Origin of the sequence: Paenarthrobacter sp. YJN-D, assembly GCF_015040335.1 — a bacterium.
Classification (GTDB): Bacteria; Actinomycetota; Actinomycetes; order Actinomycetales; family Micrococcaceae; genus Arthrobacter; species Arthrobacter nicotinovorans.
The window spans coordinates 1,777,187-1,792,602 of record NZ_CP053549.1 but is presented as its reverse complement, the minus strand read 5'-3'; the positions used below and the strand labels follow the sequence as shown (position 1 = coordinate 1,792,602).

Annotated in this window: 20 protein-coding genes, 1 tRNA gene and 1 pseudogene; 15 read left to right on the top strand and 7 right to left on the bottom strand. The window is 61.0% G+C overall.

What is annotated here, in order from left to right:
- Positions 1-207 precede the first annotated feature (207 nt).
- Both HMI60_RS08475 and HMI60_RS08470 read left to right on the top strand, forming a co-directional pair.
- The gene (locus tag HMI60_RS08475; RefSeq protein WP_193590947.1) at positions 208-702 is read left to right on the top strand and encodes a DUF2306 domain-containing protein; all 495 of its coding nucleotides are present in this window, start codon (positions 208-210) and stop codon (positions 700-702) included.
- A gap of 129 nt (positions 703-831) precedes the next feature.
- On the top strand, positions 832-1,134 hold the full coding sequence (locus tag HMI60_RS08470; RefSeq protein ID WP_193590946.1) for a hypothetical protein: 303 nt from the start codon (positions 832-834) through the stop codon (positions 1,132-1,134).
- 268 nt (positions 1,135-1,402) lie between these two features.
- Here HMI60_RS08470 and HMI60_RS08465 read toward each other — a convergent pair whose 3' ends face one another.
- Both HMI60_RS08465 and HMI60_RS08460 read right to left on the bottom strand, forming a co-directional pair.
- On the bottom strand, positions 1,403-1,639 hold the full coding sequence (locus tag HMI60_RS08465) for a hypothetical protein (RefSeq protein ID WP_018779905.1): 237 nt from the start codon (positions 1,637-1,639) through the stop codon (positions 1,403-1,405).
- Between the two features lie 174 nt (positions 1,640-1,813).
- On the bottom strand, positions 1,814-2,308 hold the full coding sequence (locus HMI60_RS08460; RefSeq protein ID WP_079582575.1) for a hypothetical protein: 495 nt from the start codon (positions 2,306-2,308) through the stop codon (positions 1,814-1,816).
- Between the two features lie 210 nt (positions 2,309-2,518).
- Here HMI60_RS08460 and HMI60_RS08455 point away from each other — a divergent pair, with 210 nt between their 5' ends.
- From HMI60_RS08455 to HMI60_RS21020, 11 genes and pseudogenes are all read left to right on the top strand, one after another.
- On the top strand, positions 2,519-3,241 hold the full coding sequence (locus HMI60_RS08455; RefSeq protein ID WP_144027694.1) for a hypothetical protein: 723 nt from the start codon (positions 2,519-2,521) through the stop codon (positions 3,239-3,241).
- 19 nt (positions 3,242-3,260) lie between these two features.
- Positions 3,261-3,413, top strand: a complete 153-nt coding sequence (locus HMI60_RS08450) for a hypothetical protein (RefSeq protein WP_018779902.1) — start codon at positions 3,261-3,263, stop codon at positions 3,411-3,413.
- A gap of 382 nt (positions 3,414-3,795) precedes the next feature.
- Complete coding sequence (locus HMI60_RS08445) at positions 3,796-4,101, top strand: hypothetical protein (protein ID WP_227453687.1); 306 nt, start codon at positions 3,796-3,798, stop codon at positions 4,099-4,101.
- Positions 4,102-4,145: 44 nt separating this feature from the next.
- Positions 4,146-4,490: a hypothetical protein gene (locus HMI60_RS08440; RefSeq protein ID WP_079582573.1), complete on the top strand. Its 345-nt coding sequence runs from the start codon at positions 4,146-4,148 to the stop codon at positions 4,488-4,490.
- Between the two features lie 55 nt (positions 4,491-4,545).
- Positions 4,546-4,890 carry a hypothetical protein gene (locus tag HMI60_RS08435; protein ID WP_227453686.1) on the top strand — a complete coding sequence of 115 codons (345 nt, stop codon included), beginning with the start codon at positions 4,546-4,548 and terminating at the stop codon, positions 4,888-4,890.
- 263 nt (positions 4,891-5,153) lie between these two features.
- Positions 5,154-5,312 carry a hypothetical protein gene (locus HMI60_RS08430; RefSeq protein WP_193590945.1) on the top strand — a complete coding sequence of 53 codons (159 nt, stop codon included), beginning with the start codon at positions 5,154-5,156 and terminating at the stop codon, positions 5,310-5,312.
- 94 nt (positions 5,313-5,406) lie between these two features.
- Positions 5,407-5,646 (top strand): hypothetical protein, encoded by a 240-nt coding sequence (locus tag HMI60_RS08425; protein WP_039239864.1) that lies wholly within the window; start codon positions 5,407-5,409, stop codon positions 5,644-5,646.
- Between the two features lie 11 nt (positions 5,647-5,657).
- Complete coding sequence (locus HMI60_RS08420) at positions 5,658-5,900, top strand: hypothetical protein (RefSeq protein ID WP_146230331.1); 243 nt, start codon at positions 5,658-5,660, stop codon at positions 5,898-5,900.
- Positions 5,901-6,032: 132 nt separating this feature from the next.
- Positions 6,033-6,401: pseudogene (locus tag HMI60_RS08415) on the top strand (N-acetyltransferase family protein); the annotation flags it as partial.
- A 100-nt stretch (positions 6,402-6,501) separates the two neighbouring features.
- A complete protein-coding gene (locus HMI60_RS08410) occupies positions 6,502-7,401 on the top strand; it encodes a hypothetical protein (protein WP_193590944.1) in 900 nt (299 codons plus the stop codon).
- Complete coding sequence (locus HMI60_RS21020) at positions 7,386-7,784, top strand: hypothetical protein (RefSeq protein WP_227453685.1); 399 nt, start codon at positions 7,386-7,388, stop codon at positions 7,782-7,784. Before HMI60_RS08410 ends, HMI60_RS21020 begins: the two co-directional genes overlap by 16 nt.
- A 13-nt stretch (positions 7,785-7,797) precedes the next feature.
- Here HMI60_RS21020 and HMI60_RS08400 read toward each other — a convergent pair whose 3' ends face one another.
- The 5 genes from HMI60_RS08400 to HMI60_RS08380 form a co-directional block, all read right to left on the bottom strand.
- Entirely contained in the window at positions 7,798-9,228 is a 1,431-nt protein-coding gene (locus tag HMI60_RS08400; protein WP_193590943.1) for a hypothetical protein, read from the bottom strand.
- Positions 9,229-9,401: 173 nt separating this feature from the next.
- A complete protein-coding gene (locus tag HMI60_RS08395; protein ID WP_110506117.1) occupies positions 9,402-10,220 on the bottom strand; it encodes a hypothetical protein in 819 nt (272 codons plus the stop codon).
- Positions 10,213-10,902: a helix-turn-helix domain-containing protein gene (locus HMI60_RS08390; RefSeq protein ID WP_079582571.1), complete on the bottom strand. Its 690-nt coding sequence runs from the start codon at positions 10,900-10,902 to the stop codon at positions 10,213-10,215. Before HMI60_RS08390 ends, HMI60_RS08395 begins: the two co-directional genes overlap by 8 nt.
- 810 nt (positions 10,903-11,712) lie before the next feature.
- Positions 11,713-11,789 (bottom strand) — tRNA-Thr (locus tag HMI60_RS08385).
- Between the two features lie 147 nt (positions 11,790-11,936).
- Positions 11,937-12,815, bottom strand: coding sequence for a thioredoxin domain-containing protein (locus HMI60_RS08380; RefSeq protein ID WP_018779880.1), 879 nt, complete (start codon positions 12,813-12,815; stop codon positions 11,937-11,939).
- A 176-nt stretch (positions 12,816-12,991) separates the two neighbouring features.
- Between HMI60_RS08380 and HMI60_RS08375 the strand changes: the two genes are divergently transcribed.
- Positions 12,992-14,488, top strand: a complete 1,497-nt coding sequence (locus tag HMI60_RS08375; protein WP_064723542.1) for a trehalose-6-phosphate synthase — start codon at positions 12,992-12,994, stop codon at positions 14,486-14,488.
- Positions 14,478-15,275 carry a trehalose-phosphatase gene (gene otsB / locus HMI60_RS08370; protein ID WP_193590942.1) on the top strand — a complete coding sequence of 266 codons (798 nt, stop codon included), beginning with the start codon at positions 14,478-14,480 and terminating at the stop codon, positions 15,273-15,275. The genes HMI60_RS08375 and otsB overlap by 11 nt, the downstream gene beginning before the upstream one ends.
- Positions 15,276-15,416 lie beyond the last annotated feature (141 nt).

The window sequence follows — 15,416 nt, the reverse complement described above, 5'->3', positions numbered from 1 at the left end:
CTCGAAGGCTACGCAGGCAAGGAACTGCAGTGAGTAGCTGCCACTACCGTGTGCCTCCGGAGAATCCAGTTGACCAATATAGCGGCCACGATTGTGATCGCCGCCAGAGACCGCGGACGTTCGAGCCGGAACAGGGCAGCGATTCCGATCATTGCGCCCATGTTGCCGCAGTCCGTCACTGCCCGTCCGACTCGCTAGGCTGGCCGTATGCCTTCGCCGTGGACTTTCCTGATCGCCCTGCACGCCATCGCTGCGGGCTACGCCCTGATCTTCGGCGCCGTAAACCTGCTCAAGCGCAACAAAGGCACCGCAGCACACAAGATCCTGGGCCGCATCTGGGCGGCGACCATGTACGTCGTTGTCCTCACCTCATTCGGGATCCGGACCATCGACGGCGGGTTCAACTGGCTTCACGCACTTTCTGTGCTGACTTTCTGCACCTTGACCCTGGGCTTGTGGTCCGTCCGTAAGGGCAACATCCGCGCTCACCAACGATTTATGACCGGCAGTTACTTCGGACTCATTGGCGCGTTCATTGGCGTCGTTGCTGTACCGGACCGACGTCTCCCCCAAATGGCCGTTCACGACCTCGTCGGCTTGACCCTCTGGGTAGCAGCGTTGGCTCTCACCGCCGGGCTGGCTGTCGCCGGCCTGACGCAGCTTAGTCAGAAGACCACGCCAGCGGCCAGCGTCCGGCATTAGTGCCGAACAGCGTCCCGAGACTTTCAATAATATGAAGGTGCGCCCGCTGAAAGACCTGTAACACCGCCGCCCAGCCACGGCCACACCGCACAACAGCCGATCCACCAGACCAACCAACGAGAAACGAATATGGACCTTCTTGACGCCCCCACAGTAGTGATCCCTGCCGTCCTCCTAGTGCACATCACCGGCGTGATGATCGTAGTGGCATCGGCTGCCGGCCTGGCGATTTCCCTGTTCACCGTAGTGATGGCCGTGCACTTCACCCGAACAACATGGGGACTGACGCAAAACCTGCGAGACCGGGAGCCGTTCCGCAGCAGCTGGAGTAAGGTTCTTGGCACTTTGAAGGCAGGGGTTGTCGCGGCACGCCCTCTGATCGTGGCGACACGGCAGAAGATCAGCCAGTTGAAATCGTACAAACCCCAGTAGCCCGGCTGACGTCCATGCAGCGCTTCTTCTTCTCGTCGGGCCCGCTCCATCGTGTGCGTTGCGTAGGCTGGGGCGAATAGGCGACGTGACTCGGCTTAGGGAGACGACCCCTCACCAGTCCCACAAGATCTGCATGATCGATCGGTCGGAGCAGATTGAATCCCTCGCCCTACGAGACGGCGTGTCCCTTATCGTGTCATGCCTGGAGTGGGCCTGCTGCAGTCCTTGAATAAGGCATCGTGGCGGGCAGCGACGTGCCAGCACACTCCTACATGTTGAACATCAGACGCCATTTGACCGGCACACCGTTGACGGTGCTGATGACGGTGCAGTACTGAACGATAGTGCCGCGCTGGGCGTAGTATTCAGCGGCCTGGTTGCACGTTGAAAGTGACTCATAGGTGTACACCCTCAACGTGGCCGCCTGGGCAGGAATCGCACCGCCGACGAGTGTGGAACCTGCGATGCCCAATCCGAGCAATGCTGCGGCAATTCTGCGTTTCATGGTTACTCCCCCAAATAGTCCTGTATGGATAGAGCGAAACTATCAGCGGGGGTTTCTGGCGTATATGGGCAGGGGTGCCCATGTCCGCCAGATGTAGGCGCCATGCCCTCTCCGCAAGAGTTTCCCAGGGAGCCGAAGTGGCGGCTGAGCTCAAGTAGCTCCGCCACCACACGCTTAGCCCAGCCTGGCCGCCCAATACTGGCGCTGCTGCGAAGTTGCGGAGAGAACCCGCGGCGCTAACACCGCCTCAGGCCAGATCTGCACCAGATAGTCTTCAACAGCTGTCGAAGAGACCAAGTCGGGAGCCGCATCGCGGCCCACAGCGGACACTCGGATTCTGTAGTCTCCGGATTCGTCCTCCCCCATTTCTCCCAAGGCCGTCAGTTCCTCCATGGGTCCGCCGGCGGCCACCCGCCCTGCAGGAAGATTGGCTGAGACTTCATGAACGTCCTCCCACCCTTCCAGAACAGACTCGGGACGGGCACCTAGGACGTCTACAGTCATGGTGACCGGCCCCAAATTGATGCCGGTGTGGAACAGTGTGGTCCGGAAAGGCTGCTGGGCTCCACCTGCCCGGCTGGCTTGCAACGCCGCCACGGGGTCAGCAGGCGGGACCGGCTCCACTACCTGCTCGGCGGCTCGTAGCCCGTAAACACCTGAGATAATCATCGCTGCCTTATGAGACGTGTGCTTCCCTCCAGACGCTGGGAAGCGGCTCCGCGAGGCTCGTGGTGCCAAGCCACAACCCCACCCTCTATGACCCGGCACAGCGGACCTTTCACTGCAGTGGGGGACTTGACTTGCAATCCTCAGATCCTCTCTTAACACTGGACTGATCGGCAGCGGACCGAAAAATAGTCAAGATTACTGGGGGATACCTTGAAAAAATCCGCGTTCGGAACCGCAATTCTTCTTGCTGCTGGTTTGACCATGGCATCTGTTCCGGCAGCAACAGCTGCTCAGTCGCCGGCACCCAAAGTGGCCGTTTCAGACGTGAACCAGTCCCTGGAACAGGCTCGTGAGTTCCTTACCCTTTACAAGGTAACGGCGGAAACTCAGGAGAGACTGGTCGCCAAATACCAGCGTGGTGAGACCTGGGACTCATTGAATGGGGCCACGCCGGTGGATACCCAAACCGTCGAGAAGACGGGCAAGACAGAAACTGTTTCCCGGTTCGCTGACGGCTCCGTTAACGTCACGTCAATTCAAAAGCCAGCGGCCGCGCCTCAAGAGGGCGAAATAACAACCCGTGGTATCAGCGAGTGCGGGTACTACCGTGTCGGAGCGACCGAGAACTACGACAATTGCTTGGTCGACTTCTGGGCGGGCCTGGTCTACATGGGCTTCCGCGCCGACTACTCCGCTGTCGATAACAATGTCGACTACATTCGAAGCATCTACTCCCCCGATTACATCATCGGCGGAGCATCGAGCGCAGAACAGACGGAGTTCGCGGTAACTCGAGAGTATGAAACACCCGGGGCCCCCGCGACGGCTCGCTTGACCGTCCTCGCCTATCCTGCCGGTACGCCCTTCGCGTTCAACTTCTGGGTTCAGCTGAATGTTGGCTTCGGCGGAGCCTACATGACCTACTCGTCCTAATTATCCAAGGAGGATCACCATGGGTGGAATCGCCGCCTGGCACCTCATCATTGCCGCAGTAGTCATACTCGTTCTCATCGTCGTGGGAGTGCTGATCTACATAGCCAAACGCGGCATCCCGAAGGGCATCGCACGCCGTGCTGCCCGCGGTAACGCAAAACGAACCCACTGACGGTCCCTATACGCAGGAGTCAAAGGCGACGGAGAGATCCTCCGTCGCCTTTGACTCCGCAGACCGGCCGTCTGCTTCAGCTCGAATGACAGCTACGTATTCAAGCGAAATGCTGTTAGCGAATCCAATTGGTGGTGGAACCAGACGGGCATAGTTTTGAATTGGAAGCCCCGCCGGTCCCCCATCGGCGGGGCTTTCCTGCGTTGTGGCTAGAATCAAACACACAAGAGCCTGAGGGGGCAGCGCCATTAAGAAGCCAAAGTTCGCATTCCTAGTCACGACGCTCGCAGTTAGTTCGTTTCTCGCGGGTTGTTCCGGCGAGGCACCCGGTTTCAAGGCGCTCGAGCGTCAATCCACAGCGAGCGACAGCCTTCCCGACGGTGTGAATTTCGGGCCCGACACAAACCTGAGCAAAGTACTTTTGGTCGCCGAGGCCAACGGTAAGAAATTCTTCCTCGGACAGGATGAGGAAGGGCTTACCTCATGCCTCGCTGTCTATCCCGTTGAAAACCCCGCCGGCTGGCACGCCAGTTGCGCAGGAAAGGGTTCAGGACGTGGAGAGATCCTGAAGGCGTCAGGGCCTGACCAGAAAACATCCATTCTCGTCCTAGACGGCTACGACACCAAAGACCTGGAAGCTTCCGGCTTCACCAAGGTACACGCCAACATTCTGGTCTCGAATAGTTAAGGCACGTCGGCTCGGCGCGAGTTGTTTAGAAAGCTTGGCCCGCCATGCACCTGGTTCAGCACATAGACGACGCGGTCGACCGCTACTGGACCGTGGACGTGAAGATCATCGGCATCTGGGAGGACGGACCGGCCGCCTGCGTAGTGCACCGCCGCTCCATGGACCCAACCACGATCCTGGGCCACCGGTTCGAGTTCACGCCCACCTCAGCGGACGGCACCATCGAAGGCTACGCGCGGGACATAGCGATCAATCTTGCCGAACCCCTAGGCACACTTGCGGCCACCACCCGACAGGACGAGCACGGCATCGTCTGGGTCGTCATCCCCGCGGACCGGCCAACACCGGAGCCGCCTGCCGAGGTCTTGGAGAAGCTCGGCGATCGGTAGGACGTTAGTTCACTTCACCACAGCAGTTTGAGGCTGACGACATCAACTGTCGGCCTTGAACGCTGCCAAGGAAGCAGGGGTCATCTTCGGCCCGCTCATGGCCCTGATCTTCATCCCGTTCTACGCAATCAGCCTCATCCTGTCCGACCCAACAGCGCCCATCGTGCAGGTGTTCACGTATTTCCCGCTCTCGGCCCCGGTCACGGCCAAGCTCCGCAACGGCTTCGGAGCCCTCGGCACCGGCGAAGCGATCTTCATCATCGCCATGCTCTTCATCCTGGGCGTCCTGATCCTGCGCCTGGCAGTCCACCTGTTCCGTTACGGCTCCATCCAGTACTCCAGCAAGCTCAACATCGCCAAGACCCTCCGCCGCCGGCCAACCGAACTCGCCGACAAGTAGAGAGGGGACGTATCCGATGACAGCCGGACGCTGGCTTTACGTCGCCATAGCCTCAACGATCCTCGTCGTCTCCGTAGTCATGGCCCTACAAGGCTCCAGCGGGCTCTGGTTCACGGCGCTGGCAGTGATTTCAGTCTTGTGGCGATCCCGCAAAGGCTCAGCGAAGACTCCGACGAGTCCGCAGCGACACTGACGACACACGTGGGCCACGGAGCCGTTTGGTTTGCATAGCATTGAGGCTCAAAGACTATTGGGGGGTAGCAATGGATTTAAGTCCGACTTTCGGAATCATCGGGATCCTATACGCGGTCTTCGTCATCGCCGTGGCCGTCCTAGCCGTGTGCGCCTTGATCCTTTCCATCATCTTCCTCCGGCTGAGGATCGCCGAATTAAAGAGGGCCGCCCAGGCCGGAGACAGCTGACTGCTCGAAGCACCCGACGACTCGGGCTTCACGGTTTTTCACTGGGTGGGCTAAGAGTGCCTGCCACGCAACGACTCAATGGGGGAAGAAGACTGTGGAGAAGATTTTCATGGGAGTCATGGGAAGCATTGGTTTGATCGTCGGTATCTTGATGATCGTAAAACGCACGTCCCTGACCAGGTTCATGTCCGATGCTCAACGAGCAACCTTCGGCAAAGCCGGAGACAAAGTCGCGGCCCGGGCCAACCCCGGGATGACGGCGGCAGTAGGCGCCGGATTCGTCCTGATGGGTGGAGCGATCATTGTCCTGCTCCTGACCGGCGCTAACACTTAGAGCCGGCTGCCGTGGATAACTTCTGGCCGGCAGTGCTTTTGGGGGCTCCTCTCGTCCTCGCAGGATCCCTCATTCTCATCTTCAGACGGCAGGCTCAACGAGCGGTGCACGCCCGCTACCTCAAAGCTCAGGAACGACGCCCGAACATCCGGTTCCCCGGAAAATCTCTCGTAGTGCTTCTGGGAGCAAGCATCCTGCTGTTCGGCATTGTTGCCATTGCGCTCGGACTGGTCATCCCCATCCGGACCGGGTAGGGGACAAGATGATTGGATGAGGAGCATGGACATTATTGGGGACGGGACCGCCGAACATTTTAAGGACCTGGTAGCGGTCGACCAGATCGCGCAGCAGGATGCAAACGTCGAGAAGAGCTCCGGAAATGGCTCGAGTCCGGGTCGGTCAGAGTCGCCACAAGTGGCGGCTCCCCCGCCGGTTACACAGTCGTTGAGCCTTCCTTCTTCGGCAATGACTTCCTGGTGCTCATCGTGGTCGGAGAGCAGCATCGAAATGCGGGCATTGGTCAGTTGCTGATGGGCGACGTAGAGGCCAGGGAGCGGGATACGAAGCTTTTCACGTCGACCAATCTGTCGAACCGGACCATGCAGCGCCTTCTCGCACGCCGCGGCTGGGTCTCCTCGGGCATGGTCTTCGGATTAGATGAAGGCGACCCCGAGCTCTTCTACCAATTCCCGCAGACGCTTCACTTGGCTTCAGAGCGTGACGACGCTGCTGCGATGCCACATTCCGAATCCTGACCTTTGGCGAGCATCACCCGTTTCTTTGCCTAGACTGTCGGAAGCTGCGCCACAGAGCGCACAAAACTATCAGGCGTACCAGCAGAAACGGAACTGATCAATGTCACTATTCCGCCGCAAATCCTCCTCCGCTAAGGACGGGACGTACACCTTCCTCACCCAATCGCAGGGCGAAGAGATGCGACGGCTTTGTTCGGAGGTTTTTGCCCAGTCCGGCCGCCAAGCCACTGTCGCTGACGATCACATTTCCGGCGGGGACGGATACCAGTACGGCCTGGAAACGGTCGCCCGCATCCTCAAGGAGGTGCCCGAAGGCGAATGGAAGAGCGTCCTGAACCAGTACTTTGACACGCGCTTCCGGGGACACGATCTGCCCAGCCTGAGGGACTTGAGCGTTGAGGAGCTCGCCTCGAGGACCAGGGCGAAAATTATCGACCCCGCGACCGTCACCCCAGAGCAGGCTGAAGAATCCTTCAACTATGTTCGGTGGATTGCACGGCTGCCACTTCTGATGGCCTACGACGGGCCCGAGACCATCTCCTACCTCACCGATTCGGACTTCGAACGGATCGGGAACCTCGCATGGGATGTGGCACGGCAGAACCTGCTGTTGGAAGGCACCGGACAGCCGCAGCACATCACCTCTGATGACGGCGGTTCCATGTACGGCATCATGTCGGAATCGAACTTCCAGTCGACGTGGGCTGTCTATCCGGCAGACCTAGTTGAAGCCCTGAACCTGGACGTCGGAGAGCACGGCATGTTGATCTCCGCTCCGGCCGCCACCGCCTTGAACTTCCACATCCTCGGTGAAAGCAGCACCAGCGAGGACCTGCAGTTCATGGCCCGGATGGCCGCGACCCAGTATGACCGACTAACCCATCCCCTCAGCCAGCACGTCTACTGGTGGCATGGCACTGACATGGAACCGTTGACTGTCATCGAGGACAACACCATGGCGTTCAGCATCCCGGAATCGCTGGCATGGGTCCTCAAATAGTCCTGCGTCCGCGTCGGAGCCGGGTCACCGGCGGAGGATGGCTGGGAATCGCCTTCGGATTGCTGATCCTCACGGCCTTCACGACATCCTGTGCTTGGTGGGCCGGGTTCGATCTTTGGCCCGACCAGCACTCCGCCGCCTACTACAGGGACCGGATCCCTTACCGCCGAACAGTCATGGCAATGTCCGTCGCAGTGGCGGCAGTGGCTGCCTTAGTGGCCGGTTACTCGGTGTTCGCCCGGCCCCGTAACGTCCTCCGGGGCATCACCGGGTCTGTTGTCGTCCTGATCTGCCTGGCCGCCGCCGTTCTATGCTGGATCCTCGGGACCGAGGCCGTCCGCAGAGCCATCTACTGGGCCGAGCACGCCACCGGTCAGTGGTAGTCAGGCGCAGACCTCACACGCAGCGGTCGTCGAGTTCGGCGTTCCAGATGGCGTCCTCGTTCTCCTGGATGTGCAGCCGGATGTCCCACGCCTTCGAGTGGCTTCTCCGGTCCGGCGCAGCCGCCTCATTGGGGCCTGCCTGAGCGATGGTGTTCTCCCAGTCCACGAGCTCCGATGTCAGTTTCAGGTCTGTCGTCATGCGGACCATCTTGTCCAGCGTCAGTGTGTAGTAGACGCCATCGGATGGCTGGTCGAACGGGTACAGGCCCTGGTCCTTGTAGAGCTTCCGGATGACGGCCATCTGCTTCTTGTTCGGATAGAACGCCTTGTAGACGGACATACCGTTGAACTTCTCGTACTGGACGCTGATGAACGCCGCCGTGTACTCACGCACCGCTGCCGGCGCTTCCAGCAGTGTCGGGGCGACCAGGACACTGAGTCGCGGGTTGGTGATCTCAAACGTCGGGTAGGCCAATGTCCCATGCTCATCGAGGCCTACGCTCAGGGATGCCTCCGCCGGATGAGAGCTGTACCGCTGCAGGCTTTGCTCAAATTCGGTCCGGGCGTCATCCCAAGGGGTGGGCTTGGCAAAGCGCTTGTACCCGGTCATCGGGAACGTCGCATCATAGGGCGGGTATTCGACGCCGGACGGGTGGAGCTGCTTCCATTCAACCGGCTCCTGGCAGACCCGTTGGGTCAGATCCTCGTAGCCTGCTCTGGCTTCTGCCAAGGTGTATCCGAGCCGTTCCCGGGAATCCCCAAGCAATTCGATCATCACTGCGCGGCCGGTCGGGACGTAGAAGTCATCCTCGAACGGTTCCAGTCCAAGCTGACGGCAGTACTCGACGAGCATCTCGTGGGTGAACCGGTCCGTCGTTTTCGGTTCCTCGTACTTGGACGTTTCCTCGAAATCGTAGGGCTCGCCATTCTGGTTGAATTTCCACGGCTCAAAGTTGCTGAGGCTCAGGAACCGCTTCAGCCCTTCCTTGTCGTGGACTGTGAAGGTCCGTGAACCCCAACGGCCTCGGCCTGGTTCATCGTCGAACCGTTTGATGTTCCGGGGTTCGTCCTCGACCTCGACAGTAGTGATTCCGCAGGCGTCCGGGAAATGCATGTGAAGGGCGGCATGAAGGTTGGACCCTCCGCGGGAGTTGTCCACGATGGCAGTCCATTCCGGGTTGCTCGTCTCCAGAAGAAGCCACCGATAGCTCCAGTCGAGGGGTAGGAGTTTCTCGAAAAGTTCGGGAAGCGTGCCGTTCAGTTCAGTGACACCAACCCCTGTCCCGCCTTCCGTCGGACGGCCTTGAGCCCACACCCGCCACTCGTGAGCGCTGTCGTCCAAGGGCAGGTTGATGAAACCCATCCGGGTGGTGATCGGCGCCCATTCATTGCCCAGCAATAGCTTCGCTGACAACTTTTGGGCAGGTGTTTGACGCGGTGGCACTATGAGTTCCCTTCCTGAACGGGCGATTGATCGCCCCGACAGCATGCATGCTGCCACATCAAGCCCTTCAACTTTGACCGTGCGTAGTTTCAGGCTGCGCTTTGCTCTTACGTCAAATAACAATGGCCGGGACTTTATGACCATTGTTTTTAGACAGCCGCTCCTCGACGTTGTCAGCCGGATTTGAGGCGGTTGGCTGGCGGCAGGCTGTGATTGGCGGCAAGTATGCGCAGCGCGTCCATCGCCGGTGTCCGGTCGACCGGGTCCAGCAGCTGCCACGATCGGTGCCCCGGATCGGCCAGCTCTTTGTGCAGGGAAAGAACCCTTGACCTATCGCTGCCCTTCATCTGGGCCGCCGTGGCCAGCGGTGTTCTGATGGTCGCGCAGAGGACGACGGCATCATCGAGGTGCCGATCCCTGTCGCGGGAGTCCTCGCGGTAGGCCGCGCCTTTCAAGACCAACGCCCCGAGGGCATTCGGGATGCTGATGAGTACCGGTTCGTCGTCGTCGACGCTCATCCGGCAGTTCACCGTCCGCTGCAGCGCCTGCGTGCCGCCGGATACCTGGAATGGTTTGCGGCCACCCAGGGTCGGTATCTTCGCCGGGGGCAGGTGGTCCGCCACCATCACGTCGATCTGCTGCTTGCCACGGAGGAAACGGTGGGCTGGTGCGTCATGAGAGATGGACTTCTCCAGGGTGTACCCGAGCCCTTTCAGGACAGCGCTGACTACAGCCGTCGTCGCCGCACCGGTCTCGATGTGCAGCACAATGTCGACATCCGCCGTTGGCCTGGAGACGGCAAGACCGGCGGCCGCAGCGTGCAGTTGCACCATGAGCCCACCGACCAACGTCCATTGGGTGGACGGCAGGGCACGGGCCAGTTCCACGCACTGTGGCCATGGTGTTCCCCAGCCTCCAGGAGGCACAGGCACGTCCCAGGTCTCGCGGTCATCTTCCGCTTCGGCGACTGCGTCCAGTTCAGGTTCAGACATGGAGCAGTTCGTTGATGACGCGTTGTCCGGCGCTGCGTTCGCGGGTTGCCAGTGAGTCCATGAGGTCCACGGCGATCGCTGCCACCGGCGCCCGGCCGTCGGCAAAGGGTTCATCCAAATCGACTTCATGAATGATGGCGTTGCCGTCTGGATCTTCAACCAGGCCGAACGCGTCCGCGAGGGCGGATACGTCGCCGATCATGACATAGCCCTCTGCAGTCCCGCTCCCGCCGGCCATCCCGAAGGTCCCTGCAATGGACTCCTCGCGCATGGCCGAGGCGCCACTTGGGATCAGGTGGTCGCTAAGTGCGGCCAGCCCGTCCGAAGTCGCCCTATAGCGATGGGTTATGTCCTTGTTCCGGGCAAGAACACGAACGGCGTCGGCGTCCAGCTCACGCAGTCGCCTCTTCAACCGGGACTTCTCCGAAGCACTGATCCAGGTGGGGTTCTGGCCAGAGAGCAGCGCCAATGCAGCCCAAGCAATCCTGGCCGTCCAGGCGCGGCCGCGACGGGTACCGGCCAGGGCCAGGCGCTCCACCGACTGACGATCGATGAGCAGCATACGGCCAGCCCTGCCACTGGCCGTCAACTGGCCAGAGCCGAGCAGGCCATGAACGGACGCGCGGGTGATACCGAGCCTCTCCCCCACCTCCGCGACGGTCATCCCGTTCATGTTCTGCATACACTAAACCATACCTAGGTAAGGATATGTGTCAATACTAGGAGCCACTGCAGTGTGCGTCCTGCCAATCCTGCGGGCCCGATACTGAGTGCGAAGATTGAGGCCAGATGAAAGGGCTGTGATGGGGAAGAGCAGGCCAAAGGCATGGGGCATTGTTGTGCGCCTCGATACGGGCGAGACGCTCTATTACTAGCTGCACCCCAGCCGGCCAGGAGACCGCTGACAGCTTCAAGTCTGGTCTCTCGCGTCTGTCGTCGCACGTTCAAAGTGGGGTTGGCTGCGCGGTTGTGGCTTTGCCCTTGGTCGAACCGAACTTGCTGTACGTCCGAGTGGCCCCGTCCCAGCCGCGGAACCTGCAACTGGCCCGCCACTTCCCTGTCGTCTCGTCCTTCGCGGCGCTGATCGTTCCCCAAGTGCCAATCGGCAGGCTGGACCTTCCCATCAGGCGGTCCCGTTCAAAGGCTCAGAATCAGTCCGGTTCTTGGCCGTCCTTCGCACACTGCCTCTGCAACTCTGATGCTTCGACGCGTCGGAAGTACAGCCGGCACCGGTGTTGTTCCTGGTGTCCACCGGAATGGGTTGACACCTGCCGACGGTCTTATTTGTAATCCCTGAGCGTCCCTACGTTGTCTCGGTCCGTCGTCGCCCTCAGGGCCTTCTTCTCTGGCTCCATGGCTCCCTCTATGCAGCTGGGGAGCCCGCTGGTGTCGTCTGCCTTCTTGAAAGCGTGTAGTAAACGTGTAGTGCCCTGCATTTCAGACACGAAAAACCCCTCCGTTCCGGGCAAACTCGCCGGAATGGAGGGGTTCGTGGAGCCCCCTGTCGGATTCGAACCGACGACCCCCGCTTTACAAGAGCGGTGCTCTGGCCAACTGAGCTAAGGAGGCACGCTCCGGCTACCCGGAACCATGCGCGAAAGAGCGCTAGATAAGGTTAGCCCAGACCATCCCCGTCAACGAAATTTGCCTGAGCAACAACGGCCGGCCACCTCAACGAGAAGGTGACCGGCCGCCGTCGTGATGTCAGATAAAGGCTTAGCCCTTTGCCGTGATGGCGGTCTGGATCTCGGCGTTCAGGTCAGTGGAACCGTCCCACTGCTTGCCGTCGACGAAGATGGTCGGCGTGCCGGTGATGCCGATTGCGGCTGCTTCCTGCGTGGCAACCTTCACCCAAGGACGGAACTGCTTGCTGTCCACGCACGAGTCGATATTGGCGGCGCCAACCTCAGTGGCCATGGCCTTCAGGTCCTTGTCGGAGATGCCTGCGCTGCCTTCGGCCGGCTGGCGTTCGAAGAGCAGGTTGAAGAAGTCCGCGTACTTCTCCGGGGAGGTGTTCGCTACGCATGCTGCGGCGTTGGCTGCGCGGGATGAGTAGTTGGTGGTGGACTGCAGGTCCAGGAACCCGAGGGGACGGTATTCGAGGGAGATCTTGCCTTCGTTGCGGAGGTTGGTCAGGGACTCTCCGTAGGTGGTCTCGAACCGCTTGCAGACGGGGCAGATGAAGTCGATGTAGGCGATCACCTTGACGGGCTTGCCGGCCTCAGCTTCGCCGCCGGGCACGGTCACCGTGGCAGGCTTGGTGGCGGGAGCGGAGGGAACATCGGCGACGTTGACGCTGCCGGGCTCCGACTTCACCACTTCGCTGCCAGCCAGCAGCGTGACGCCGCCGTGGACGTTGCCGTTGGCCGGCGTCGGGCCTTGGTCTGCAACCGGCGCGTTGTTCTGGATGTTGCCGATGACCACTGCGGCGATTATGGCAATGATGACGACGATGGCAACCACGATGCCCCAGCCGACCAGAAGCTTGTTGCGCTTCTCCTTCTTCAACTGTTCTTCGCGGATTGCTCGCGCTTTTTCCCGTGCCTGGGCGGTGCGTTCAGCCTTTGACAGGCGGGATTCGTTTGCGGGGCTCATCAGTTCCTCGGGTTACTCGACGTCGTAGTGAATAGCTAGGGCAACGGGGACAGTTTACGGGAGCCAACTTGGAGCTCTACCGCGCACCCGTCCGCCCGGTAGTTGAACGATCAACCGCCGGGGAAGATTCCGCTAGTAGGCTGGGAGTTGAGTCACAGCAACCCCAGGGAGCATTGATGCAGGATTTGGCAAGCGAGAAACTCACAACCGAAGAAGGCGTTCGGGCTTCCCCCGTCAAGAAGCCCACGGCAACCAAGTTCGATTTTATGGTGGTCTCCAACAGGTTGCCCGTCGATCGGATCAGCGACGACGGCGATGAGAAGGACGGCTGGCGCCGCTCGCCAGGCGGCCTGGTGACGGCGCTCGCGCCGATGATGACCAAGTCCGACGGCGCGTGGGTAGGTTGGCATGGCGCTCCGGATGAGACCGTGCGCCCGTTCAGCCATGAAGGCATGGACCTGATCCCCGTACAGTTGAGCAGCGATGACGTTGAACTCTTCTACGAGGGCTTCTCCAACGCGACCATCTGGCCGCTCTATCACGACGTCATCGCACCGCCGGAGTTCCACAGGACCTGGTGGGATTCGTACCGCAAGGTCAACAGGAAGTTCGCCGACGCCGTAGCCCGGCACGCAGCACAGGACGCCACTGTGTGGGTGCAGGACTACCAACTCCAACTGGTTCCGCGCCTGTTGCGGGAATCCCGGCCGGACCTCAAGATCGGCTTCTTCAACCACATTCCCTTCCCGCCGCCGGAGATCTTTGCCCAGCTGCCGTGGCGCCGCGAAATCATCGACGGCCTCCTTGGCGCTGACCTGCTGGGCTTCCAACGCCCCAGCGACGCCGGCAACTTCATGCGCTCCGCCCGCCGCTTCCTGGGCGCCAGCGTGAAGCAGCAGCAGGTTCATGTGAAGGGCCCGGACGGGGAAGTGACCCACATCGCCAGGGCGCAGGCGTTCCCCATCTCCATTGATGTGGACCAGATCCGCGAGCTCGCCGCCAGGCCGGACATCATTGAGCGGGCCCGGCAGATCCGCACGGACCTGGGCAACCCCAAGACCATCCTCTTGGGCGTGGACCGGCTCGACTACACCAAGGGCATCCGGCACAGGCTCAAGGCTTTTGAGGAACTCCTGGCGGACGGGCATATCAAGGTAGAGGACGCTACCCTTATCCAGGTGGCCAGCCCCAGCAGGGAGCGCGTGGAGCAGTACAGGCTTCTGCGCGAGGAAATCGAGGGCACCGTAGGCCACATCAACGGCACGTACGACACCATCCAGAACACGGCCGTGCGCTACCTGCACCACAGTTACCCGGTGGAAGAGATGGTGGCTCTGTATCTGGCTGCGGACGTCATGTTGGTGACGGCCTTGCGCGACGGCATGAACCTGGTGGCTAAGGAATACGTCACGGCCCGTTCCGAGGACGACGGCGCGCTGGTCCTCAGTGAGTTCGCCGGCGCAGCCGATCAGCTCAAGCAGGCCCTGCTGATCAACCCGCACGACATCGACGGCCTCAAGTCCACCATCCTGCGCGCCATCAATCTCTCCCCGAAGGAAGCACGCCGCCGCATGAAACTGATGCGCAAGCAGATCCTGGACCACGATGTCGATCATTGGTCGGCCGAGTTCCTGGCCGCATTGGAGGAGAAGGTGGTTCGTGATGACAGCTGAGAACCTGTCGCTGTCACCGGAACTTTTGGACGCCGTCCGTCGTATTTCCGGCACGGAGCACCTGCTGGTGGCGCTGGACTTCGACGGAACCCTCTCGCCGATCGTCGACCGGGCCGAGGACGCGCGTCCCCTTCCGCGTTCGGCTGCAGCGCTTGCGAGCCTCGCCGAACTGCCACGCACGACGACGGCACTCATCTCCGGCAGGGCCCTGGACAGTCTGCGGCGGGTCGCCTCTCCCCCGGCCAACACGCTGCTGATCGGCAGCCACGGCGCCGAGGTGTGGCTAGGCGAAGGATCCCTGGGCCTGGAACTGGATGAGGACCAGCGGAAGAAACTGGCTGCCGTCCGTGAGGTGCTTGCCGAAATCGTGAACATCGCCCCCGGGACCGTCCTCGAAGACAAGCCTGCCGGGGTGGTCCTCCATACCCGGATGGCCGACGACGACGTGGCGGAGGACGCCGTCGAGGCCGCCACGCGGGTCCTGGGCGACTATCCGGGGGTGTACCTGAAGACGGGGAAGCGGGTGTTGGAAACCTCCGTGGTCCACGCTTCCAAGGGCGAAGCCGTGGAGTTCCTCCGCCAGGCGACAGGTGCCACGGCCATCCTGTTTGCCGGGGACGACGTCACGGATGAGGACGCCCTGGGCAGGCTCATGGGTGATGACGTCGGCATCAAGGTTGGCTTGGATTACACCCAGGCACAGTACCGGGTGGAGGCTCCCGTCCACGTGGCGGAGTTGCTGGAAGCGCTTTTGCGGGAGCGCCGACGGGTCACCGCAGAGGCCTGATATGTGAGCAGTTGCATATGTGATGTTCGTAACATTTAGGTAGTTAGTCAAAAAGTCTGACATACTCTTGGTTGTGATGTGACGCACAGTACCGTGCGGCGTTACACGATCCTCCCCGGCCTCAGGCCGGGGAGTTCAACT

Excerpts from the sequence above, each read along its gene's own strand:
- HMI60_RS08475 (WP_193590947.1), top strand. The coding sequence starts at position 208 with ATGCCTTCGCCGTGGACTTTCCTGATCGCCCTGCACGCCATCGCTGCG.
- HMI60_RS08470 (WP_193590946.1), top strand. The coding sequence starts at position 832 with ATGGACCTTCTTGACGCCCCCACAGTAGTGATCCCTGCCGTCCTCCTA.
- HMI60_RS08465 (WP_018779905.1), bottom strand. The coding sequence starts at position 1,639 with ATGAAACGCAGAATTGCCGCAGCATTGCTCGGATTGGGCATCGCAGGT.
- HMI60_RS08460 (WP_079582575.1), bottom strand. The coding sequence starts at position 2,308 with ATGATTATCTCAGGTGTTTACGGGCTACGAGCCGCCGAGCAGGTAGTG.
- HMI60_RS08450 (WP_018779902.1), top strand. The coding sequence starts at position 3,261 with ATGGGTGGAATCGCCGCCTGGCACCTCATCATTGCCGCAGTAGTCATA.
- HMI60_RS08440 (WP_079582573.1), top strand. The coding sequence starts at position 4,146 with ATGCACCTGGTTCAGCACATAGACGACGCGGTCGACCGCTACTGGACC.
- HMI60_RS08430 (WP_193590945.1), top strand. The coding sequence starts at position 5,154 with ATGGATTTAAGTCCGACTTTCGGAATCATCGGGATCCTATACGCGGTC.
- HMI60_RS08410 (WP_193590944.1), top strand. The coding sequence starts at position 6,502 with ATGTCACTATTCCGCCGCAAATCCTCCTCCGCTAAGGACGGGACGTAC.
- HMI60_RS21020 (WP_227453685.1), top strand. The coding sequence starts at position 7,386 with ATGGGTCCTCAAATAGTCCTGCGTCCGCGTCGGAGCCGGGTCACCGGC.
- HMI60_RS08395 (WP_110506117.1), bottom strand. The coding sequence starts at position 10,220 with ATGTCTGAACCTGAACTGGACGCAGTCGCCGAAGCGGAAGATGACCGC.
- HMI60_RS08390 (WP_079582571.1), bottom strand. The coding sequence starts at position 10,902 with ATGCAGAACATGAACGGGATGACCGTCGCGGAGGTGGGGGAGAGGCTC.
- HMI60_RS08380 (WP_018779880.1), bottom strand. The coding sequence starts at position 12,815 with ATGAGCCCCGCAAACGAATCCCGCCTGTCAAAGGCTGAACGCACCGCC.
- HMI60_RS08375 (WP_064723542.1), top strand. The coding sequence starts at position 12,992 with ATGCAGGATTTGGCAAGCGAGAAACTCACAACCGAAGAAGGCGTTCGG.
- otsB (WP_193590942.1), top strand. The coding sequence starts at position 14,478 with ATGACAGCTGAGAACCTGTCGCTGTCACCGGAACTTTTGGACGCCGTC.